The sequence below is a fragment of the Thalassovita litoralis genome (assembly GCF_900182725.1).
Classification (GTDB): Bacteria; Pseudomonadota; Alphaproteobacteria; order Rhodobacterales; family Rhodobacteraceae; genus Thalassobius; species Thalassobius litoralis.
The window spans coordinates 26,930-44,698 of the sequence record NZ_FXTO01000027.1 but is presented as its reverse complement, the minus strand read 5'-3'; the positions used below and the strand labels follow the sequence as shown (position 1 = coordinate 44,698).

The 17,769-nt window shown below is 58.2% G+C and carries 15 protein-coding genes and 2 pseudogenes; 5 read left to right on the top strand and 12 right to left on the bottom strand.

All coding sequences use genetic code 11. The annotated features are described in order from the left end of the window. Position 1: 1 nt before the first annotated feature. The 8 genes and pseudogenes from FN828_RS20770 to FN828_RS15810 all read right to left on the bottom strand — a co-directional run. Positions 2-610, bottom strand: a pseudogene (locus tag FN828_RS20770) (AbiJ-NTD4 domain-containing protein); the annotation flags it as partial. A gap of 24 nt (positions 611-634) precedes the next feature. After that, positions 635-844, bottom strand: a complete 210-nt coding sequence (locus FN828_RS20765; protein ID WP_218394084.1) for a hypothetical protein — start codon at positions 842-844, stop codon at positions 635-637. A 12-nt stretch (positions 845-856) separates the two neighbouring features. After that, a complete protein-coding gene (locus tag FN828_RS15835; RefSeq protein ID WP_027246249.1) occupies positions 857-2,074 on the bottom strand; it encodes a type II toxin-antitoxin system HipA family toxin in 1,218 nt (405 codons plus the stop codon). Beyond that, positions 2,067-2,666, bottom strand: a complete 600-nt coding sequence (locus FN828_RS15830) for a helix-turn-helix domain-containing protein (protein ID WP_142494393.1) — start codon at positions 2,664-2,666, stop codon at positions 2,067-2,069. Before FN828_RS15830 ends, FN828_RS15835 begins: the two co-directional genes overlap by 8 nt. Before the next feature lie 244 nt (positions 2,667-2,910). Next, the gene (locus FN828_RS15825) at positions 2,911-4,386 is read right to left on the bottom strand and encodes an argonaute/piwi family protein (protein ID WP_142494392.1); all 1,476 of its coding nucleotides are present in this window, start codon (positions 4,384-4,386) and stop codon (positions 2,911-2,913) included. Then, positions 4,383-5,717 carry a DUF4365 domain-containing protein gene (locus tag FN828_RS15820; RefSeq protein WP_142494391.1) on the bottom strand — a complete coding sequence of 445 codons (1,335 nt, stop codon included), beginning with the start codon at positions 5,715-5,717 and terminating at the stop codon, positions 4,383-4,385. Before FN828_RS15820 ends, FN828_RS15825 begins: the two co-directional genes overlap by 4 nt. Positions 5,718-5,824: 107 nt before the next feature. Next, positions 5,825-6,430 carry an SMC-Scp complex subunit ScpB gene (gene scpB, locus FN828_RS15815; RefSeq protein WP_142494390.1) on the bottom strand — a complete coding sequence of 202 codons (606 nt, stop codon included), beginning with the start codon at positions 6,428-6,430 and terminating at the stop codon, positions 5,825-5,827. Further along, complete coding sequence (locus tag FN828_RS15810; RefSeq protein ID WP_142494389.1) at positions 6,427-7,380, bottom strand: DUF1403 family protein; 954 nt, start codon at positions 7,378-7,380, stop codon at positions 6,427-6,429. The genes scpB and FN828_RS15810 overlap by 4 nt, the downstream gene beginning before the upstream one ends. Before the next feature lie 114 nt (positions 7,381-7,494). Here FN828_RS15810 and FN828_RS15805 point away from each other — a divergent pair, with 114 nt between their 5' ends. Beyond that, positions 7,495-8,646, top strand: coding sequence for a tyrosine-type recombinase/integrase (locus FN828_RS15805; RefSeq protein WP_235891504.1), 1,152 nt, complete (start codon positions 7,495-7,497; stop codon positions 8,644-8,646). A gap of 12 nt (positions 8,647-8,658) precedes the next feature. Here the strand turns inward: FN828_RS15805 and repC are convergent, their stop codons facing one another. The 4 genes from repC to FN828_RS15785 form a co-directional block, all read right to left on the bottom strand. Next, a complete protein-coding gene (repC, locus tag FN828_RS15800) occupies positions 8,659-9,939 on the bottom strand; it encodes a plasmid replication protein RepC (RefSeq protein ID WP_142494388.1) in 1,281 nt (426 codons plus the stop codon). Positions 9,940-10,099: 160 nt separating this feature from the next. Next, complete coding sequence (repB, locus tag FN828_RS15795) at positions 10,100-11,095, bottom strand: plasmid partitioning protein RepB (RefSeq protein ID WP_043755191.1); 996 nt, start codon at positions 11,093-11,095, stop codon at positions 10,100-10,102. 103 nt (positions 11,096-11,198) lie between these two features. Next, positions 11,199-12,410: a plasmid partitioning protein RepA gene (gene repA, locus FN828_RS15790; RefSeq protein ID WP_142494387.1), complete on the bottom strand. Its 1,212-nt coding sequence runs from the start codon at positions 12,408-12,410 to the stop codon at positions 11,199-11,201. Positions 12,411-12,903: 493 nt separating this feature from the next. Further along, complete coding sequence (locus tag FN828_RS15785; protein ID WP_142494386.1) at positions 12,904-13,242, bottom strand: DUF736 domain-containing protein; 339 nt, start codon at positions 13,240-13,242, stop codon at positions 12,904-12,906. A 293-nt stretch (positions 13,243-13,535) separates the two neighbouring features. Here FN828_RS15785 and FN828_RS15775 point away from each other — a divergent pair. The 4 genes and pseudogenes from FN828_RS15775 to FN828_RS15760 all read left to right on the top strand — a co-directional run bounded on the left by FN828_RS15775 (position 13,536) and on the right by FN828_RS15760 (position 17,703). Next, positions 13,536-14,662 (top strand): IS3 family transposase gene (locus FN828_RS15775; RefSeq protein WP_142494385.1). Its coding sequence is split into 2 segments (ribosomal slippage): positions 13,536-13,800 and positions 13,800-14,662, totalling 1,128 coding nucleotides; the frame shifts between segments, so codons are not numbered across the junction. A gap of 120 nt (positions 14,663-14,782) precedes the next feature. Continuing rightward, positions 14,783-15,205, top strand: a pseudogene (locus tag FN828_RS20895) (IS66 family transposase); the annotation flags it as partial. A 123-nt stretch (positions 15,206-15,328) separates the two neighbouring features. Then, positions 15,329-16,540 carry a CaiB/BaiF CoA transferase family protein gene (locus FN828_RS15765; protein WP_142494384.1) on the top strand — a complete coding sequence of 404 codons (1,212 nt, stop codon included), beginning with the start codon at positions 15,329-15,331 and terminating at the stop codon, positions 16,538-16,540. Continuing rightward, on the top strand, positions 16,537-17,703 hold the full coding sequence (locus FN828_RS15760; protein ID WP_185959053.1) for an acyl-CoA dehydrogenase family protein: 1,167 nt from the start codon (positions 16,537-16,539) through the stop codon (positions 17,701-17,703). Before FN828_RS15765 ends, FN828_RS15760 begins: the two co-directional genes overlap by 4 nt. Positions 17,704-17,769 lie beyond the last annotated feature (66 nt).

The window sequence follows — 17,769 nt, the reverse complement described above, 5'->3', positions numbered from 1 at the left end:
ATTAACGGTACAATATGAAAATTAAGGGTACATCGTGCCGCTGAAAACAAACGATAATTTTAAAGGCAATTCTGATTAATGAGGGTACAGTGACAGCTACACTGACAACCAGCTCGGCCTCTGGCGTATCAACCTGCTGTCCTTCCAACCCGTGACGAGCATTATTGGACGCATAGCCCCACAGTTTCTCGGCTGCGGTATCAAGAGGTTTTGGAAGGTCCAATCGCTTTACAAGCTGGCCGAATGTTGCTTTGGAATCGCCGGCCAGATCCCGCGCGGTCGCTTCCATCGCGGCGCAGGCATGCTGGATTGCCCCGGTCACATCCGGTTCCGGCCGCCGAGAAATACGGCGCAGCGCTTCGTGGATCTCGCGTGCGGCGGCACTGCGCCCGGTTTGTTCGACGATTTCGACCGCCTCCTGTGTCGCGCCGGTAAATACTTCGGAACCGCGATAGACTATCTGGCCGTCGTACATATGCCAGCCGATGCCATTTTCGACAATGAACTGGTTCAGCCGGTCATCGAACCTGCTTGCATTGTCGTTGAACCCTTGCGCGAGTGCCTTATGGAACGCTTCAGCAATGTCATAGACCTTGTACCAAGGACAGTCGGCAACAAGCCCGACGACCTCTTCTTAGATGTTAGGGTGCTCCGACCAGTTGTTTCGGTCAGGCGGGACGAGCAACACCTGACAGATGATCCGGCGCATGGCGGACGGGCTCATGCCGATGTCCTGCCCAATCAGCGGGATCGCATAGCGCAGGTTTTCGGGCGCGTCCTCGTGAACGGTTATCTCCGCGGCTGCGCTGCGGTAGCCGTGCCGGTTCGAAAAACTCTCTGCCATTCTGCCAATCCCCTACGCTATCGGCACTGTGTGCAAATGGGCTTCAATCGCCTTGATCGCATCCGCGGTCAGCGGCAGGTTTCCCTTTTCGGCCTGCCAGTGCTCATGGAAGCGCGCGACAGTCTCGCGTGCGGTTCCCAGAACCAGCTTCTCGGATAGACCGGCGTTTGCAGCCAGGTGCGACAGCTCGTCCTTCGAGAACCCAGAGAACTTCTTGGTGCGGCTAAAGGTGAGCGCCGCCTTGTCGTCGTCTATGTAGGCAATGGTCGAAACAAAATCGTAACACGGCGCGAGCGCTGCCTGCCTACGATCCGGATAGATCAGCGACCAGTTCTTGAGGTGCATGTCGGCATTGCCGATCAGCACATTGAAAGTCAGCCGCCGGATAAACTCGGCGATGTCGGCCTCTCCGCATTCAGCGGCCAGTACCTGTGCGATGTTGCGCTGGCTTGCCTTCTCGTACTTGTCCTTGGGATAAACGCGAAAGACCTGCGCGAAGTCTTCAATGTGAACAGCGCTGCCATCACTCAGACGGTCAAATCTTTCGACCGCCAGCGCCTGACCGCTGACCTTATCCATGCCCTCGGGCAGGTTGCCGATGTCGGCAACATCGATCAGCCTTATCGGCGGAACATCCATGCCGCAGAGACGCGCGAGCGTCATCATCGAGAATTCATTCTCGGGGACAGCATCGAAGCCTTGCGCTGGCAACTTGACGATCCAGGAGCCGCCGACCCCCTTGGCCGGAATCGCAAGACCGCCTTGTTTGTCTCCCAAAGCCGAGAACTTCAACTGAACGCCTGCCAGCGAGAACCTCAGCGCCTGATCTCGATGATCATCGTGATGATCTTCACCATCATCAGCGTCGGGGGGCCACGCCTCACCATCGGCGGGCCGAACAGTGACCGCACCGGGAAGGTCCTCGCCGAGAACCCAGAGCAGGAAAAATTCACGGACGGGCTTCACGCCCGCGCGCTCGGCGAGATAGTCCCGCATGTGACCTTCGGGCAGAAGATTTGAGAAGAAGGGCAGCAGGTGCATGTTCTGCGTACCGAAATCAGTGGTCAGTTCCCCAAGCTCATTCTTGAAACCGAGGCTCAGAACCGGCCTGCCCGCATCGGCGACATAGCCTTCAGAGAAAGCAAAGAGCGAGGTATCACCGCTGACCCGCGTCAACGTACCTATCGGCTCTCCGTAGAGCAGGACTTCAAGGACACTGACATCAGCCACGATCGTCACCGTCCAGACGATAGGCCGGACGCGGCAAGGATGGTGCAGATACACCCGCGCCATGGGCGAGTGCGTTGCGCAACATGCGCAACTGGCTCTGCGCCTGCTCGACCGCTTCCAAGTTGCGCGGATCGCTCAGGAACTCCTGCATGGCAGCAGAGGCTTCTTGCAACTGAACAAGATCATCGGCTGAAAGCTTGAAGTGCATCAATTCGCGCGCCCGGCGCTGCAACTCCTGAACGACAATCTCAGAGAGCGTTTCACTGGGAAGCGCTGCTATCTGGTCATCAAGGCGCTGCAATAGGTTCGTTGCCTTACGCGCGCTCTGAACGTCACGGTGACCATCATCATCACCGCGAATGATCGCCCGAACGGCAGGCAGCTTCTTGCGCGGGACCAGAGTCAATTCCAGATCAAGTACACGTGCAAGCTCGACCAGGCTGGACAGACGCAGATCGACCGCCCCGTTCTCGATCTTGGAGATGTGGCTCTGTGGAACCCCCGCCTTCGCACTAAGCGCGCGCTGAGAGAGCCCCTTGCGTTCCCGCGCGGCTTTGAGCGACTCTGCAATGTGCTCCGTTGCGTAACCCATGATCTATCTTGCTGCTTCCTCTACCATTTATGATATGCATAAACATATCACTCACTGAAGGAGACTTCAAGATTGATGTGGAGTTCTACATCAAGGCATGCGCATGATGTGCTTTTATATATCAAACGCCAGAGAAGTCACTTGCCGAAAAAAGATCCGCTGGAAACTCGGGAGCTTCGAGGAACGACGATCAGATGCTCTTAACAGCATCCATGGAGCCGACGGCGTGCTCGGTGTGCAACTTCTAAATGTACTTCCGATAGTCACTGCTGACCTTTTGCCCCGAGGGAACGTATTTCAACACGTCACCGACCTTACGCGCTGCTCGGATCGGAATCGGCAAGCGTTGGTTCATCTGGGTCGAGTTCCAGTTCACCTTCGTGAGGCTGAAAACTTCCTTCGCAATCTGTTCGATCGTGCTCTCGCTTTGCGGGTGCGGACAGAGCAACAGGGGATTCGGGACATAGAGGCCAGGATAGGTCCCATAGTAGGGAATGCTGCCGTTGGTATAGAGCAGCCCATTGCCGTCCAGTTCAACGAAGGTGCCGCGGAGGACAGGGAAGTCGCCGTCGCGCAGCACCTTGACTGAATAGCTCTCATGAATCCAAACGAGATCGCGCAGTTCCACACCTGCCTCGTCGAGCGCCTTACCAACACCCTCGGCCTCGTCCTCGCGAAAGCGCGACGTCTTCATGACGATCACGCGTGCCGGCATCGTTCTATGGACCGACTTGTAGGCGGCCAAGGCACTCTCGGTGAGCTTGTGAGCCTCATCGATAGTGAGGAACGGGTGGCGACCCCGCGACTCTGACTGCGCAGGACCGCCTCTAAGAATGAACCCTCTGCCCCGCTCGTCGAACATTTGCGCAGCACTGGTCCATATCTCGTCGGTTTCGGCATCCTTGAAGAAGCTGATGCCAATGTAACAGGCGGTGAACTCGCCTTCTTCCGGCAATCTGCGCCAGGGCACCTTGCCGCTGCCCTTGTAGTAGAGCGTTGTCATAAGGTTCCATGCGAGATCAGCTCGATCTTGGGTTTGGCGGTCAGAGTTCTCCTTGATCTTGCGAGGGATCTTGGCATCGGGGTTGATGACATCCTCCCAGACAATCTGAATTGAGAATCTGAGATTCATCGCTCTGGCCTTGAGCAAACCGCGGAAGTTCGGAGAGGTTTCCTTACCAGCTTTCGCCTCGGCCGCTTTGTCCTCTACGACCTCGTCATCGCGCGCCTGCTCGTTTCTCCAGACTCGTTCGATCAGCTTGACAGGGAGCGAAACCATGACCACGTCTGGCCGTTCATGATGCGCCTCAAGCTTTTCCAGTTGCTCCATAACTGCATCGACCGCCATCTCCACAGCACGCGCATCGCTCGGTTCCTTGGCAATCTTCTCGATCTGACCTTTCGTCAGCAGACCGACGTCGGCAGCCACCATTTCGAACCGGCACCGATAGGGGTTCTGATTTCTCAACCCGGGAAAGTCCGGGTGCAGGTTCGGGTGCTTTTCGGTCTTCCCCTCGAACCCATCTTTGATCGCATCCAGAAATTCGCCTGATTTTTCGACGGTAAGAGCGCTGCCAACAACGCCGACTTTGATGGTGTCCCCCAGGTTCGTTTGCAGTGGGCCCGCCTGTAGCAACCCTAATCGCGGATCAGGATGATGGTGTTGGTCGCCAAACTCCAGTTCGGGCTCCGGGAAGATTTTGGTCTTGAAGTCGCTCATAGGTCGAAGCTGCCTTGTTCATCGGAGTGGGGTGGCTTCTTCGACTTCTGCGCCTTCGCGCCCCACACATCCTCGGGCACGCTCTTTGGCAGTTCGACGGAAGGCGGAAGACCGAACTTGATGATGCGATCCGTCTTGGTGTCGGGCGTCAGCAGTTCGCCGGCATCTTCAAAATCCATACCCGATAGCAATCGATGCCACATGATCACCTGGCCTCGAACTGTGCTGTTCGTGTCGAGGCGTTTCTTGCCGGACAACAAGGCATCCGGATAGTTGAGCGCGCGTTCTCCATCTGAAGTGAAGTAGTAGGATGGGTTGACGATCAGGTACCATTTATCCGCCAAGCGCTCGAACCGAGGGTGGAATGAATGGTGCCGTACATAGTCGACGGGCCCCTCCCCCTTTGACTTCTGATAGACGCTGACAACGTCGGCCTGCGTCTTCTGCTTCGCGCCAAGATAGCGGAACTTGCGCGCGACGCTTCCAGGTGTTGGCAAGAAGTAGAACTGTTTTTTCTTTCGGTCCCACCCAAGCAAGTCCCGAAAGTCATGCGCCAGAGTATGTCGCAACAGGCCCGCAAATTTGTGCTGCTGATCTACGGCGTCGTGTTGCGCCAGAAAGTCGGTTTCGATCCGTTCGACCTGATCCCGTTCGACCAAGTCGCGAACGGGTGTGGTTAGTGGGTCGCAGAATGTCCAAAGCGAGGTTTCATCGATCATCCAATCGTACCGCTGGTCTTCCCGGACCTTGTTCATCCGGGCGAGCGCCTTCTGGGTGGAGAGCTGAGTCTGTGCGACGAAGATTTCCTCAGGAAGCTGCAATGGCACCATGTTGATGATCGCTTCCTCCCCTCCCCCAAGTGGCGGGACATAGTAGCCGTGTCCTTGCTTGGCGACAGTCAGGGCAGCGAGGCGATCCTTCGCACGTCCGTCCAAGACGTCGCGCTCTTTGTCGAACTGCAATGTGCGTTCGGCCTCGCCAACGAGGTTTTCGAGCGACTTCCAAAAGAACGTGTCATCCGATTGCCTGTAGAGAACGAGAATTACGGGTAGGTTGGAGCCGCGCCAATAATCAAAGTCCGAAGCGCGGACACGATAGGAGAACCCGGCATCAGTCTCTCCAGAATAGCTGCCGCTCTCGGTAGCCTTAACCTGCACGGCAATCATCTTCGCTGTCGGTTGATCATCGTCCATCACCTCAGCGATGCCGTCGATACCCGCTTCCAGACGTGACCGCCCATCGAATTGGAACCCAATTCGCAAGAATTGAAGATTTGCCGCCTTCTCCCCGATTTCGCCAATTCGCTGACTGGCAGTAATCTTCTTGTTCACGCCAATGACCCGTACCTTCCATATGACAGAGATAGCACTTCAATCAGCGTTTCGTAAGGCGCAGACTACAACATGTAGGACATGGCAGTTTGCTTGAGCGAAGCCGATTAGGCTGGGTGTTGAACCAGCTCCAATTCCGGCAGATCCCGCAGGCTCTGCAGATCGAACGTCACCATAAACGTCTCGGTTGTGACAAAAGTATGCGGCGCCCCAGGACGCGGCGACCGCGGCCCGCTGGCGATTAGATCCTTGTACCGCAGCCGGGCCAGAAGATCGCGGCTGACCTCCTTGCCGAAAATGTCGGCCAAGCCGGCGCGGTCGATCGGCTGATGATAGGCGATGGCGCAGAGCACCCCCATCTCCATCTCGGTGAAGGCGAGCGTCTGGTCGCCAATATCGGCAGCCGCCTTGATGGCATCTGCAAACTGCGTCCTGGTGCGAAACATCCAGCCGCCGGCGACCTGAACCAGTTCGTAGGGACGGCCGGTCAACTCGGCCTGGATGTCTTCGATCAGCATCTCGACCGAGGCCCCCTGCCCCACCACGCGCGCGAGATCGTCGCGGCCAACCGGCGAGGCACTGGCGAACAGCACCGCTTCGACCCGCCCCATCCATTCGCGCCAGCGCAACTCTTGCGGCAGATCATCGAGCTCCCGGTCAAAGCCGGCGCCTCCCTCGTCCACCGGTTTCCGTTTCCGGGTCGCGGTCGTCATGGCGCGATCCCATAGAGCCGGAAGGTCGGCCGTCCGGTTAGCTCCCGTGCCACGCCCAGTTCGACCAATCGATCGCAGAACCGCCGCGCGGCGCGATCGGTCATGGGGATCGTTGTTCCGCGGATACGCGGCGACAGCATCCACGCAGGCAACACCGCATCCTCGGTCAGGAACAGCTCGACCGCGGCATCCGATCCCTTCGCCCGGAGCTTCGGCGCGACGGTGCGAAGTGCCTCGGCGCGGCGGGCGAGATCCCGCGCCAGCCGGATCACAGCCTCGATGGACTCGAGGATCCGCGCCTGGACTGCCAGCTCGGCCCTTTGCCCTTCTGCTGTCAGGTCGCGCAATGCGGCCTTCGTCAGCCGCTGCGCCGTAACCGGTAACACCACCTTCCAGTTCAGGGCCCGCGCCAGGACGACATCGGACAGCAAGCAAGCGACCCGCTCTCCTCGGTCATCGGTCTCCAAAACGGCACGCAGGACGGCCACGCATCCCGCCAGAGGCCCATGAGTCCGGGCCCGATCTTGCCCGGCGTCCAACCAACCGGCCACATCCTCCGCGCGGTCGGGCCCGATCAGGTCTGCGATCTCGCCGGGTCCATTCAGCCGAAGCCGCACCGCCTCGCGCCAGAAGGCCAGCAGATCGCCATCGGGACCGCGCGCCTCGCCCGGCGGCGTCAGATGGTAGGCATCGCGGATATCGACTTCCCGCACCAGCCGTCCTTCCAGTTTCGAGGTCGCCACTGCGGCACTCAGCGCCAGTCGGTTGGCCAGTAGTTTCAGCGGCACGCCATGCCTGGGATCGCTGATCAGTTGATCGAGCACCGTCAGCGCCGCCCCCGATCGAAAGGCCACAGTTTCAAGGGTTTCCGCACGTCCGGAGGTGACCCAGCCCGGCAGCTGCGGTAGGGTGCTCAGGTCGTTGGAGATCTTGGCGGGCTGGTATGTCATGCCACAAGACTATCCCGTGGCGGCGCTTTCGTCCACAATATGATGTGCAAACCGCCCCACCCTGCGGCTCCACGCTAAGTCCAATAAGTTTGCATTATCGGACGTAATCATGATATGCTCGAATACATGAATAGTCTCACAAATAGCAGCACCAAAATCGAGAAATCTGACACGCCTGAGGCTGAGACTTCGAGCTCGGCGTCCCATGATGCGCCTAACGGGAACGAGCGAGACGAGAAAGTCACTCTGGACGGGGCCTCAATCGCCCTGCCCTCTCATGTTGCCGGGTCCGGCACCCTCGATCGCTTGGTTGAGAACGCCCGCGACTATGCCAAGGCCTCGACCGCCGAGAACACCAACAAGGCCTATGCCGCCGACTGGAAGCATTTTGCGCGCTGGTGCAGGCTGAAAGGAACGGACCCGCTGCCTCCATCACCGGAAATGATCGGCCTCTACCTGACTGACTTGGCCGCGCCGACAGGCCCCTCCCCTGCTCTTTCCGTCAGTACGATAGACCGCCGCCTGTCCGGACTTGCCTGGAACTACGCGCAGCGTGGGTTCCCTTTGGATCGAAAAGACCGCCACATCGCCACCGTCCTGGCTGGGATCAAGCGCAAACATGCCCGCCCCCCGGTTCAGAAGGAAGCGATCCTGCCCGAAGACATTCTCGCCATGGTGGCTACTTTGGGCTTCGATCTACGCGGGCTGCGCGACCGGGCCATCTTGCTCCTAGGATACGCGGGGGGTCTCAGACGCTCCGAAATCGTCAGCCTCGATCACGGCAAAGATGTCACCCCCGACAGCGGCGGCTGGGTCGAGATCCTCGAGGACGGAGCGGTCCTGACGCTGAACGCCAAGACCGGCTGGCGCGAGGTTGAGATTGGCCGCGGGTCAACGGACCAGACCTGCCCCGTCCACGCGCTCGAGCGATGGTTGCACTTCGCAAAGATCGACTTCGGTCCGGTCTTCGTCGGCACCTCCCGTGATGGTAAGAAGGCTCTGGAGACGCGACTGAACGACAAACACGTCGCCCGTCTGATCAAGCGCACGGTCCTGGACGCAGGCATTCGATCCGAGCTACCCGAGAAAGAGCGCCTAGCGCTGTTCTCCGGACACTCGCTGCGCGCCGGCCTCGCCAGCTCAGCCGAAGTTGATGAACGCTACGTCCAGAAACAGCTCGGACACGCCTCGGCCGAGATGACCCGGCGCTACCAGCGCCGTCGCGACCGGTTCCGGGTGAACCTGACCAAAGCCGCCGGTCTCTGACCCCCTGCCCTATCACGCCGCCTGCCCGCTGAGCCTGCCATAGAAGCTGCGCTCGAGGTGCAACTCCCCTGCCCCGGCTTTCTCGACCATGCCGCGCAGATATCCGCCCGGCGAGGAAACCTCCCCTGTGCTGTGTTTCTCGAAGACAAGCGCAAATGCTGCCGTTGCCACTTGAGTGCCCATTCTGTCCTGCGCCGCGTTCCAGGCATGCTCCGAGATCCCGATCATTGGCCTAAGTTGCCCCGCAACCCGATGCAGATCGCCCCAATCCTTCAGGAATCCACCTAGATTGCGCGCCCAGGATGCGAATTCCGGACAGGCCTGCATGATTGTCGGAAGATCGAGCGCCGTCCGTTTCTTGCGCACTTCGGCCACCCAGTCTTCCAGCTCCTTATCAACCCGATCCTCGGTGTGAGCATTGGGTACCACGGCCGCCGCTTCCTCTTTTTCAGAGGAATTACGAGTTACAGGATCAAGTTGGTTTGTAATTAGTATATGAGGGTCAGAAATGGCCTCCCTGGGGTTCATTTTTTGAGTCTTTTCGAAGACTTGTGCCTTGGTTTCAGGCGTGTTTTCCACAGGCTGGACACCCTCCGTTGCCTTGAGATAGGCCGCCTCGACACGCTCCTGGAGCTCCTTGAACCATGTTAGCAGCCGCACAAGCTGTTCTGAGGTTTCATGGCGGCGCGGAAGCCGGTCCAGAAGCTCCTCGAAGAGACCCGTGAATTGAGTCCAGGGCCCTCGTAGCGCGCTGCTGACGGCCGCCTCGATCCGCGCGCGGATCATACGGCGTGCAACCGTGATCTGGCGCTTCAGGCGCTGACAGAGCTCGCGCTCGACCTGCAAATCGGTATGAAGCTCCTCGAACTCCTCGACTCGCGCCGACAGCGGCGACAAATCAAAGCCATAGGCCTCGACGATGCGCCCCTCGGCGTCCCTGCGGCCCCATCGCTTGCCGTTTGGGCTGTCCTGGAAGGAGATCACGCCGATCTCGGCCAGCCGTCGCGCATGGCGTTTCAGCGCGGACAGCGAGAACCCGGTCTGCTCCATCAGATAGGCGTTTGACGCCCAGACGATCGGGCGCTGCCCCTCCTCCCAGTCCTGGGCTTGGGTAAACGCTCCGAGCGTGTCGAGGAGCATCATGTCTCCGGCCTTGAGGCCAATGTAGGCCCCCACCCGCTTCACTGCCACGAAGGCTCGTGTTTTGGGTACAGCTACCTGTTCACCGGCTTGGGCAAGTTGCTCTGCAATGCCAAGACCCGGTGTCGGCTTGCGCCAACCTGTATGTTCCATGCCTGTTTCTCACCTCCAGTTATGTGGAGGCAAAAGAAAGCCGTTCGCCGAAGTGGCGTTCTTGTTGACAGTGATTCGCGGGAGAGATATCTTCTAAGCGACCAAACTTTTCAGATTAGCTCTCAGGCCACGCTGCTTGGGGGCTTTTCTTTTGCCTAGATCATTGTTCTGACTGCTCCTCTTTCGTCGCGAGGAATTCACTGTACAGCTGATCGAGCCGGCCCGAGAGAAAGTCCCCGAACTCGGTCGAGTCTTGCGCCGTGAGTGAAATGCTGAATGCCTTTCCGGATCGGCCGATGACGCCTTTGATGCGGCCTTTGCCGGCGGTCCAAGTACGTTTCTTGGGCGTGGCACGCGTTTTTCGGCTTTTCGGCGCCCTGCCCGCTTCTGCTAGCTTGCTGTGCAGGAACTCGAAGCGTGCATCGCTATCGAGACCCTGAAAACCGTCGAACTCCAAAGCTCCTTTGAGGATCTTCTCATTCTTGGGCTCCGAGGCCAACTTCTTGAAATCCTCCCAACGATCACGCCCGATCTGCTTGGCTGGGCCAATCTGTTCGATGACGTTCCGCGGGACGTTCTGCGCCACTGAAAGCATGCGCGAAAGCAAAGTACCGTCAATGGTCAGGGCGGACTGGATCACGTCCTTTGCTTGCCCCATATCCAAAAGGCTCTTCGCAAATAGGGCCTTCTCAATAAATGAGAGATCTGCGCGCGCAGTGTTCTCCTGCCCTTGAGCAAGAATGTGGGCCACGTCGTCCATCGGCTTTACAACTGCGCGAACCTTACGGCCGAGCGCCGATGCAACTCGCACACGGCGATGCCCGAAGACGATCATGTAGCGACCATCTGCTTCTGGATGCGGTCGAAGCAATACCGGTGTGTCCTGGCGACCGGCCGCGATCGATGCTTTCAGTTCGTTGAACGCAATATCGTCATCACTAAGCCGATCCGAGACGAATGACACATCGATCAATTGCGGATCGATCTCGACAATGGTCTCGCCTTCAAGAAGACGCTTCGAGTTCTCCGCAAGGCTATCAATCGAAACCTTCATCGATTTCGAAGCACCGCGCATTGCGTATCCAGAGCGACCGGAATCCTTGGGCTGCTCCGGCGAGCCGGCCATGACGCTCTTCAGGAGGTCTTTGCGCGCCATCAAGCCATCTCCTTTTCGTCAGAATCCAACCTACGCGCTGCGCGCATTTCGACAGTTGCACGGCTGTCAAAACTGGCTCTCTGCACGGCTGTCAAAACCTCATTCATTCACGCCCCCAAGCCTTGTGGATCAGTTCGGCGATCTCGTCGTTCACATCATTCAACGAAGTCACTGCACGGTCGTAAGTAGTCCGCACGAACTGAGACCGCTCAACTTCGTAAAGCGTCTGTTTGGTGATCCCAGCGTCGGAGATCGCCGTAGATTTTAGCACAGGAGCCGACAGCATCTGATTTGGAAACATCGCCTGGAGGAACCCAACCATCTGCTTCTGGGGGCCGTCCGTTGGTTCAAATCGCGTTACAAGGTAACGGAACCACTTCAGGCGCATGTTCGCTCCAGCGTCACGGATCGTCTTCATGATCCCGCCCAGCATCAGGAGAAATTGGCTCATCGACATGACGTCCAGCATCTGAGGATGGACCGTCACAATGACCGAGGAAGAAGCCGTGAGAGCAGTGAGTGTGAGGTAGCCCAGCTGAGGAGGGCAATCGATCACAACCACGTCATAGCGGTCATCAACCTCGCTAAGCGCCTTCGATATACGAGTGAAGAAGGTACGGCCCTCATGGGGATCGCTACTCGTCAAAGCAACAGGGGTATCGTATTCGTACTCTTGAAGCTCGAGACTTGCCGGAACGATATCTAGGTTGGGAAAATTTGTTGGCCGGATCACCTCTGTGATCGGCTTGCGCTCGTCATCATACCGAAGTGTCTCGTAGAGCGAAGGCACGTTGTCGAGTTCAGGCTGAATGCCGTGCAAAGCTGTGAACGACGCTTGAGGGTCCAAGTCGATCGCAAGAACTCGATGCCCTTTCAACGCCAAGTGCTGCGCGAGGTGAGCGGAGGTAGTGGTCTTTCCCGAGCCCCCTTTGAAGTTCACGACAGACACGACGTGCAGTTCTTCGCCAGGTTGCCGATAGGGGACATAACGGCGTTTTCCGGGGCGGCCATGCTTGTCGAGATAAGCTCTCAGTTCCAGCATCTGCTCGGCCGAGTAGCTGCGCCTCCCGGACGACGATGTTTCAGGTTCAGGACCTTTGCCTTCGAGATGAAGCTTCTTAATGGTCGACTGCGTCACGCCGAGATAGTAGGCAACCTCGGCCAATGAAAACTGACGTAGACCTTTTTGAGCGTCGGGAGGATACTGTTCCTGACGCAACATATTGAGGCGGTCGGAAATCAACTCTCCTTGCTGTAGGATGATCTCGTCGAAGGATTGATCCTTCGTATCAGCCGTAAAAGACCGTTCTCGCATCTGCCTGCCCTCTAAATATCGCTTTTTCGGCGATTTCGCTCTTTAAACTGTCATCTACACGGAAAAATGAGTCTTAACAACGATTTTCACCCGATGGCTCGAACTCCACCGAGACACCTGCCGGCATAGATGTTCCGACAAATTGTAGTGATCGCGGAAGATGGCCGCCCAATATATGGGAACTTTTTCGACATCAGCAGATCAGAAGTTGACCTAGACTTCGCGTCTCTCCCGTCGCAATTATTTGTTTTTATTGCCTTTTCTATCTTTGCACGGCTGTCAAAACGGAACCAACTCGAGGCATAGACGCGCCTGTGCAAGCCGGAAAACCAAGACAAGGAAGCAGTATGTGTCAGCACGAACTTGGATCCGATCTGCAATCATTTACTTCGGCCAAGCGTATCCACCAGGGTACTCTAAAACATAAGCAAGTCTTACCAGAGGGAAGATAAACAGCGGGAATCGGCTGGGTAGCCCCAGCCGATTCTATGCTTCACGCTGCGTCTTTGGGACCCCAGGGGATGACGGCCTGCAGGGACAGATCGTCCTGGTTCGCGGCCTTGCCGAGGTTGGCGTTGAAGCCGTGGTCGCGGATGGTCAGCGTGAAGTAGTCGGCGCCGGTCTCCTTGTTCTGCTTCTTCCAGATGCCGCCGCACTCAACCAGCTTGCCGCGCGGGGAGCGGCCGAGGACGCGGTGCGCGGGGGCCAAAGGGTTCGTGCTCGCGACGGGTTCGACCGTGATGTCGAGATCGAAGGTCAGGGTCGAGATGGAGCCGACGCCCTTTGCGGTTTCGATGTCGGCGCTGGTGAATTTGATGCAGCTCGTGGTCATAGCTCTTCTCCTTGTTTGTGTAGCAATGATGGTCACCTGGCAGCTGGCCAAGGCCCGGCCAGACCGAAGGCGAAGCGTGAGCGGAGAGGGGCAGGCGCCGGTCTTTTTGGTCCGTGAGGAATGGCCCACCCCTGTTCTTTGGCGGGTTAGGGGGAAAAGATCGGCGGCGACCTTTGTGGACGGGACGACAGCTGCGACCAGCATGTCATGCAACTCAGACAAAGGGAGAAGAGCGGTTGGTCCTCCCCCACTGAAGTGGTCCACCGTTATGTTAAGGAAAACGGAGGGCCAAGATGGCTACGAAGAGACACAAGCCGGAAGAGATTGTCACGAAGCTGCGGCAGGTTGAAGTGCTTGTCGGGCAAGGCATGGCGCGGGTGGATGCGATCCGCGAGGTTCGCATTACTGAGCAGACCTATTATCGCTGGCGCAAGCAATACGGCGGTATGGGAACCGACCAACTCAGGGAACTGAAGCGCCTCCAGAAAGAGAATGAACGGTTGAGAAAAGCCGTTTCGGATCTGACTTTGGACAAGCTGATCCTGGCGGAGGCGGCAAAGGGAAACTTCTGAGCCCCGCTCGCCGCCGTGCCTGCATTGATCACGTTCGCACCCGGTTCCATCTGTCCGAGAGACGCGCCTGCCGTGTCTTGGGTCAGCACCGATCCACGCAGAGGAAGGTGCCGCAAGGCCGTGCCGATGAGGAGCGTCTGGTCGCGGACATGATCGAGCTGGCGCGGCGGTATGGCCGCTACGGCTATCGTCGGATCGCGGCTTTGCTGAGAGATGCGGGCTGGGAGGTGAACGACAAGCGGGTCGAGCGCCTATGGCGACGAGAGGGGCTGAAAGTGCCAATGAAGCAACCGAAGAAGGGACGGCTCTGGCTGAATGACGGATCCTGTGTCCGGCTGCGTCCTGAGTATCGCAACCACGTCTGGAGCTATGACTTTGTCCACTGCCGGACGGAGGACGGAAAGGTCTTCCGGACGCTCAACATCTTGGACGAGCACAGCCGGGAATGCCTGGCGATAAAGGTGAAGCGCAAGCTGAACTCGGGTGACGTGATCGATGCCTTGAGCGACCTGTTCATCATGCGGGGTGTGCCGGATTACATCCGGTCTGACAACGGCCCGGAGTTCGTGGCTGAGGCCGTTCAAGATTGGATCAGGGCCGTCGGCGCCAAGACCGCTTACATCGCGCCCGGGTCACCTTGGGAAAACGGCTACTGCGAAAGCTTCAATGCCAGGTTCCGCGATGAACTGCTCAACGGAGAAGTCTTTTACAACCTTCGGGAAGCGGAAATCCTGATCGAACAATGGAGGAACCACTACAATACCAAACGACCACATAGTGCCTTGGGCTATCGCCCTCCCGCCCCGGAAACCATCGTCCCGATGGACCCGAGACCGGTCATGCACTAACAATCAAACCGGACCACTCAGGTGGGGCTGATCACTTCGGTGCCGCCAAAGACGAGCGCTTCGTCCCGCAGGCCTGAAAGAACGCACGGCTGGCCATAATTCGTGAGGGCACGAAATACAGCGGAACTGCGGCTGGCAGCAGGCCAGGCGCACTCCCGCTCCATGGTCTAGGCCTTCAAGGCATGGACCGAGGCCCAACTGCTACGCATTCCCGGCAAGGGCGATCTCGCGAAGGCCTTCCGCTATGGTCTCAGCTGCTGGCCGTCATTCGAGCTCTTCCTTGGAGATGGCCGCGTCGGCATCGACGACAACACCGCCGAGCGCGTCATGCGCCCGATCAGCATCGGGCGAAAAAACTGGCTTTTTGCAGGCTCCGACAGCGGTGGCGAAACGCTGTCCCGGGCGATGTCTCTTGTCGAGACAGCCAAGATGAACGGCCTCGATCGGCAAGCCTGGCTGGCCGAAATCCTCGACCGCATCCACAATCACATGACCAACCCGCTCAACGAACCGCTTCCATGGAACTGGACGCCAATGAACTGATCCATGGTAACAACCGGGCGGTTACGTTTTCGGGGAGGTGATTACCTTTGAATCTTGAGATCCGACTTCGCCTTTGCTAGGAATCGAACAACCATTAGAAAATTAGCAAAGTCGAAAGTGCAGATGTCTGGACCCCTTGATCAACTGAAGATTATAGAACTTGGTCACGTAATTGCCGGACCACTTGCGGCAGCTTTACTCTCGGATTTTGGTGCAGATGTCATCAAGATCGAAGCCCCCAACCGGACGGATATGATGCGCGACCTTGGACCCAAGGCAGAGGATGGGGTGGGCGTCTGGTGGAAGACTTTGGGCCGTAACAAGAAAACACTAGGTCTGGACTGGAAGTCCGACGAGGGCCGGGACATCCTGCGAAAGTTGGTCGAAGATGCCGACGTGCTGATCGAGAATTTCCGACCGGGTGTGCTGGAACGTGCCGGTGTTGGGCCAGACGTCTTGCACGATTGGAACCCGGACTTGGTTGTCTTGCGGGTTTCAGGTTACGGACAGGACGGTCCGATGCGCGACCTGCCAGCGTTTGGGCGTGCTGCGGAGGCCATGAGTGGATTAGCGCATCTGACCGGTTTTCCCGACGGGCCGCCGATGCACCCCGGCTTTCCGGCGGCTGACAGCACGACAGGGCTAATGGGCGCTTTGGGAATCATGATCGCGCTATTTGCTCGCGAAAAGGGGATAGCACGCGGTCAGGTCGTCGATATTGCAGTATTCGAGGCCCTGCTTCGGTTGATGGATTATCCTGTTCCCGCATTGACTGGCGCGAACCTCTCGCCGCGACGCAATGGGCTGCGCCAGCCGATGGACTTTGCTCCGGGGGGGATGTTCCGAACGTCCGATGGGGTGTGGCTGAGCGTTTCGGCAGGGAGCGCGGAAACCGCGCAGCGCCTGTTGCGGGCGGTCGGAGGCGATGCCCTCGCCGATGACCCGCGGTTCGCGACATTGGGCGAGATGTCGCGGCACATGACGGTGGTCTTTGACGCGATCAATGATTTCGTCACGCAGCACACGGCTAAGGAAGTGGAAGCGGTATTCGCCCGCCATGATGCGGTTGCCTCGCGTGTGTTGAGCGTCGAAGAGATCATGACGAACGAGCAGATACGCCATCGTGGGGACATCGTGTCGGTCGACGGCGAACAGACCCAGGTCATTGGTCCGGTCCCTCATCTCAGCGCGACGCCCGGTCAGCTTCGTTGGCTGGGACGACCGCCTAGCGCAGACAGCCAAAGCATTCTGCGTGATCTTGGTTTTAACGATGAGCGGATCGCTGCCCTATGTGAGGCTGGGCTCGTAAGATTGGAGGGAGGGCGCGCGCTATGACATTTCGATTGACCGCCGACCAACAAGAGATTCGCGACCAGATTCTGCGGATTTGCGCAGGGTTCGACGACGACTATTGGCTGGATCGGGATCGCAACGGTGGTTTTCCCCATGATCTGCACAGGGCAATGGCCGATGGCGGCTGGCTAGGTATCGCCATGCCAGAAGCTGTCGGCGGCGCGGGTCTGGGGATCACCGAGGCGACCATAATGATGCAGGCAATTGCCGAGTCGGGGGCCGGCGCAAGCGGAGCCTCGGCCATCCACATGAACATTTTCGGGCTCAACCCGGTGGTGAAGTTTGGGACCGATGAGCAGCGCGCGCGTATGCTTGGCCCTCTAATAGCAGGCGATGAAAAGGCCTGTTTCGCCGTAACCGAACCGACGACCGGGTTAGACACCACAAAGCTGAAGACCATGGCGGTGCGGCAGGGGGACAGATATGTCGTGCACGGACAAAAAGTCTGGATTTCTACCGCGCAGGTAGCGGACAAGATGTTGCTTCTGGCCAGAACAACGCGGCTAGAGGATGTGAGCAGCCCGACCGAAGGGCTGAGCCTGTTCTATACAGATCTCGACCGAAATTTCGTTGACGTGCGAGAGATCGAAAAGATGGGTCGAAAGGCTGTCGATTCGAACGAAGTCTTCATCGATGGATTGCCGATTCCGGCTGAGGACCTGATCGGGGAGGAGGGCAAAGGCTTTAGGCAAATTTTGCACGGGTTGAATCCCGAACGCATCCTGGTGGCCGGTGAATGCATCGGTATTGCGCGCAACGCACTGGCGCGAGCGGCGCATTATGCAAACGAACGTGTGATTTTTGACCGCCCGATCGGCCAAAATCAGGGTGTTCAGCATCCACTCGCCAAAGCCTGGGCGCGAGTGGAATCTGCCAATCTCATGGTGATGCACGCTGCAGCCCTCTACGATGCGGGAGAACCCTGCGGCGTCGAGGCGAACGCCGCCAAGCTTTTGGCCGCCGACGCCGCGGTCGAGGCGACCGAAGCCGCGCAAATTACGTTTGGCGGATTCGGATATGCTAAGGAATATCACGTGGAGCGACTGGTACGTGAAGCTCTGCTGTTCCGCATCGTACCGGTGACACCGCAGATGCTTCTGTCGTTCATAGCAGAAAAAGCCCTTGGACTTCCAAAGTCTTACTGATCGGAGATAACGGGCGGGGCTGGTGGGAAAAGTTGTCTTGACCAATTTTCTAACACCCGTTAGATT

Coding starts and splice junctions, on each gene's coding strand:
- FN828_RS20765 (WP_218394084.1), bottom strand. CDS start 844: ATGGCAGAGAGTTTTTCGAACCGGCACGGCTACCGCAGCGCAGCCGCG.
- FN828_RS15830 (WP_142494393.1), bottom strand. CDS start 2,666: ATGGGTTACGCAACGGAGCACATTGCAGAGTCGCTCAAAGCCGCGCGG.
- FN828_RS15825 (WP_142494392.1), bottom strand. CDS start 4,386: ATGAGCGACTTCAAGACCAAAATCTTCCCGGAGCCCGAACTGGAGTTT.
- scpB (WP_142494390.1), bottom strand. CDS start 6,430: ATGACGACCGCGACCCGGAAACGGAAACCGGTGGACGAGGGAGGCGCC.
- FN828_RS15810 (WP_142494389.1), bottom strand. CDS start 7,380: ATGACATACCAGCCCGCCAAGATCTCCAACGACCTGAGCACCCTACCG.
- FN828_RS15805 (WP_235891504.1), top strand. CDS start 7,495: ATGCTCGAATACATGAATAGTCTCACAAATAGCAGCACCAAAATCGAG.
- repC (WP_142494388.1), bottom strand. CDS start 9,939: ATGGAACATACAGGTTGGCGCAAGCCGACACCGGGTCTTGGCATTGCA.
- repB (WP_043755191.1), bottom strand. CDS start 11,095: ATGGCGCGCAAAGACCTCCTGAAGAGCGTCATGGCCGGCTCGCCGGAG.
- repA (WP_142494387.1), bottom strand. CDS start 12,410: ATGCGAGAACGGTCTTTTACGGCTGATACGAAGGATCAATCCTTCGAC.
- FN828_RS15785 (WP_142494386.1), bottom strand. CDS start 13,242: ATGACCACGAGCTGCATCAAATTCACCAGCGCCGACATCGAAACCGCA.
- FN828_RS15765 (WP_142494384.1), top strand. CDS start 15,329: ATGTCTGGACCCCTTGATCAACTGAAGATTATAGAACTTGGTCACGTA.
- FN828_RS15760 (WP_185959053.1), top strand. CDS start 16,537: ATGACATTTCGATTGACCGCCGACCAACAAGAGATTCGCGACCAGATT.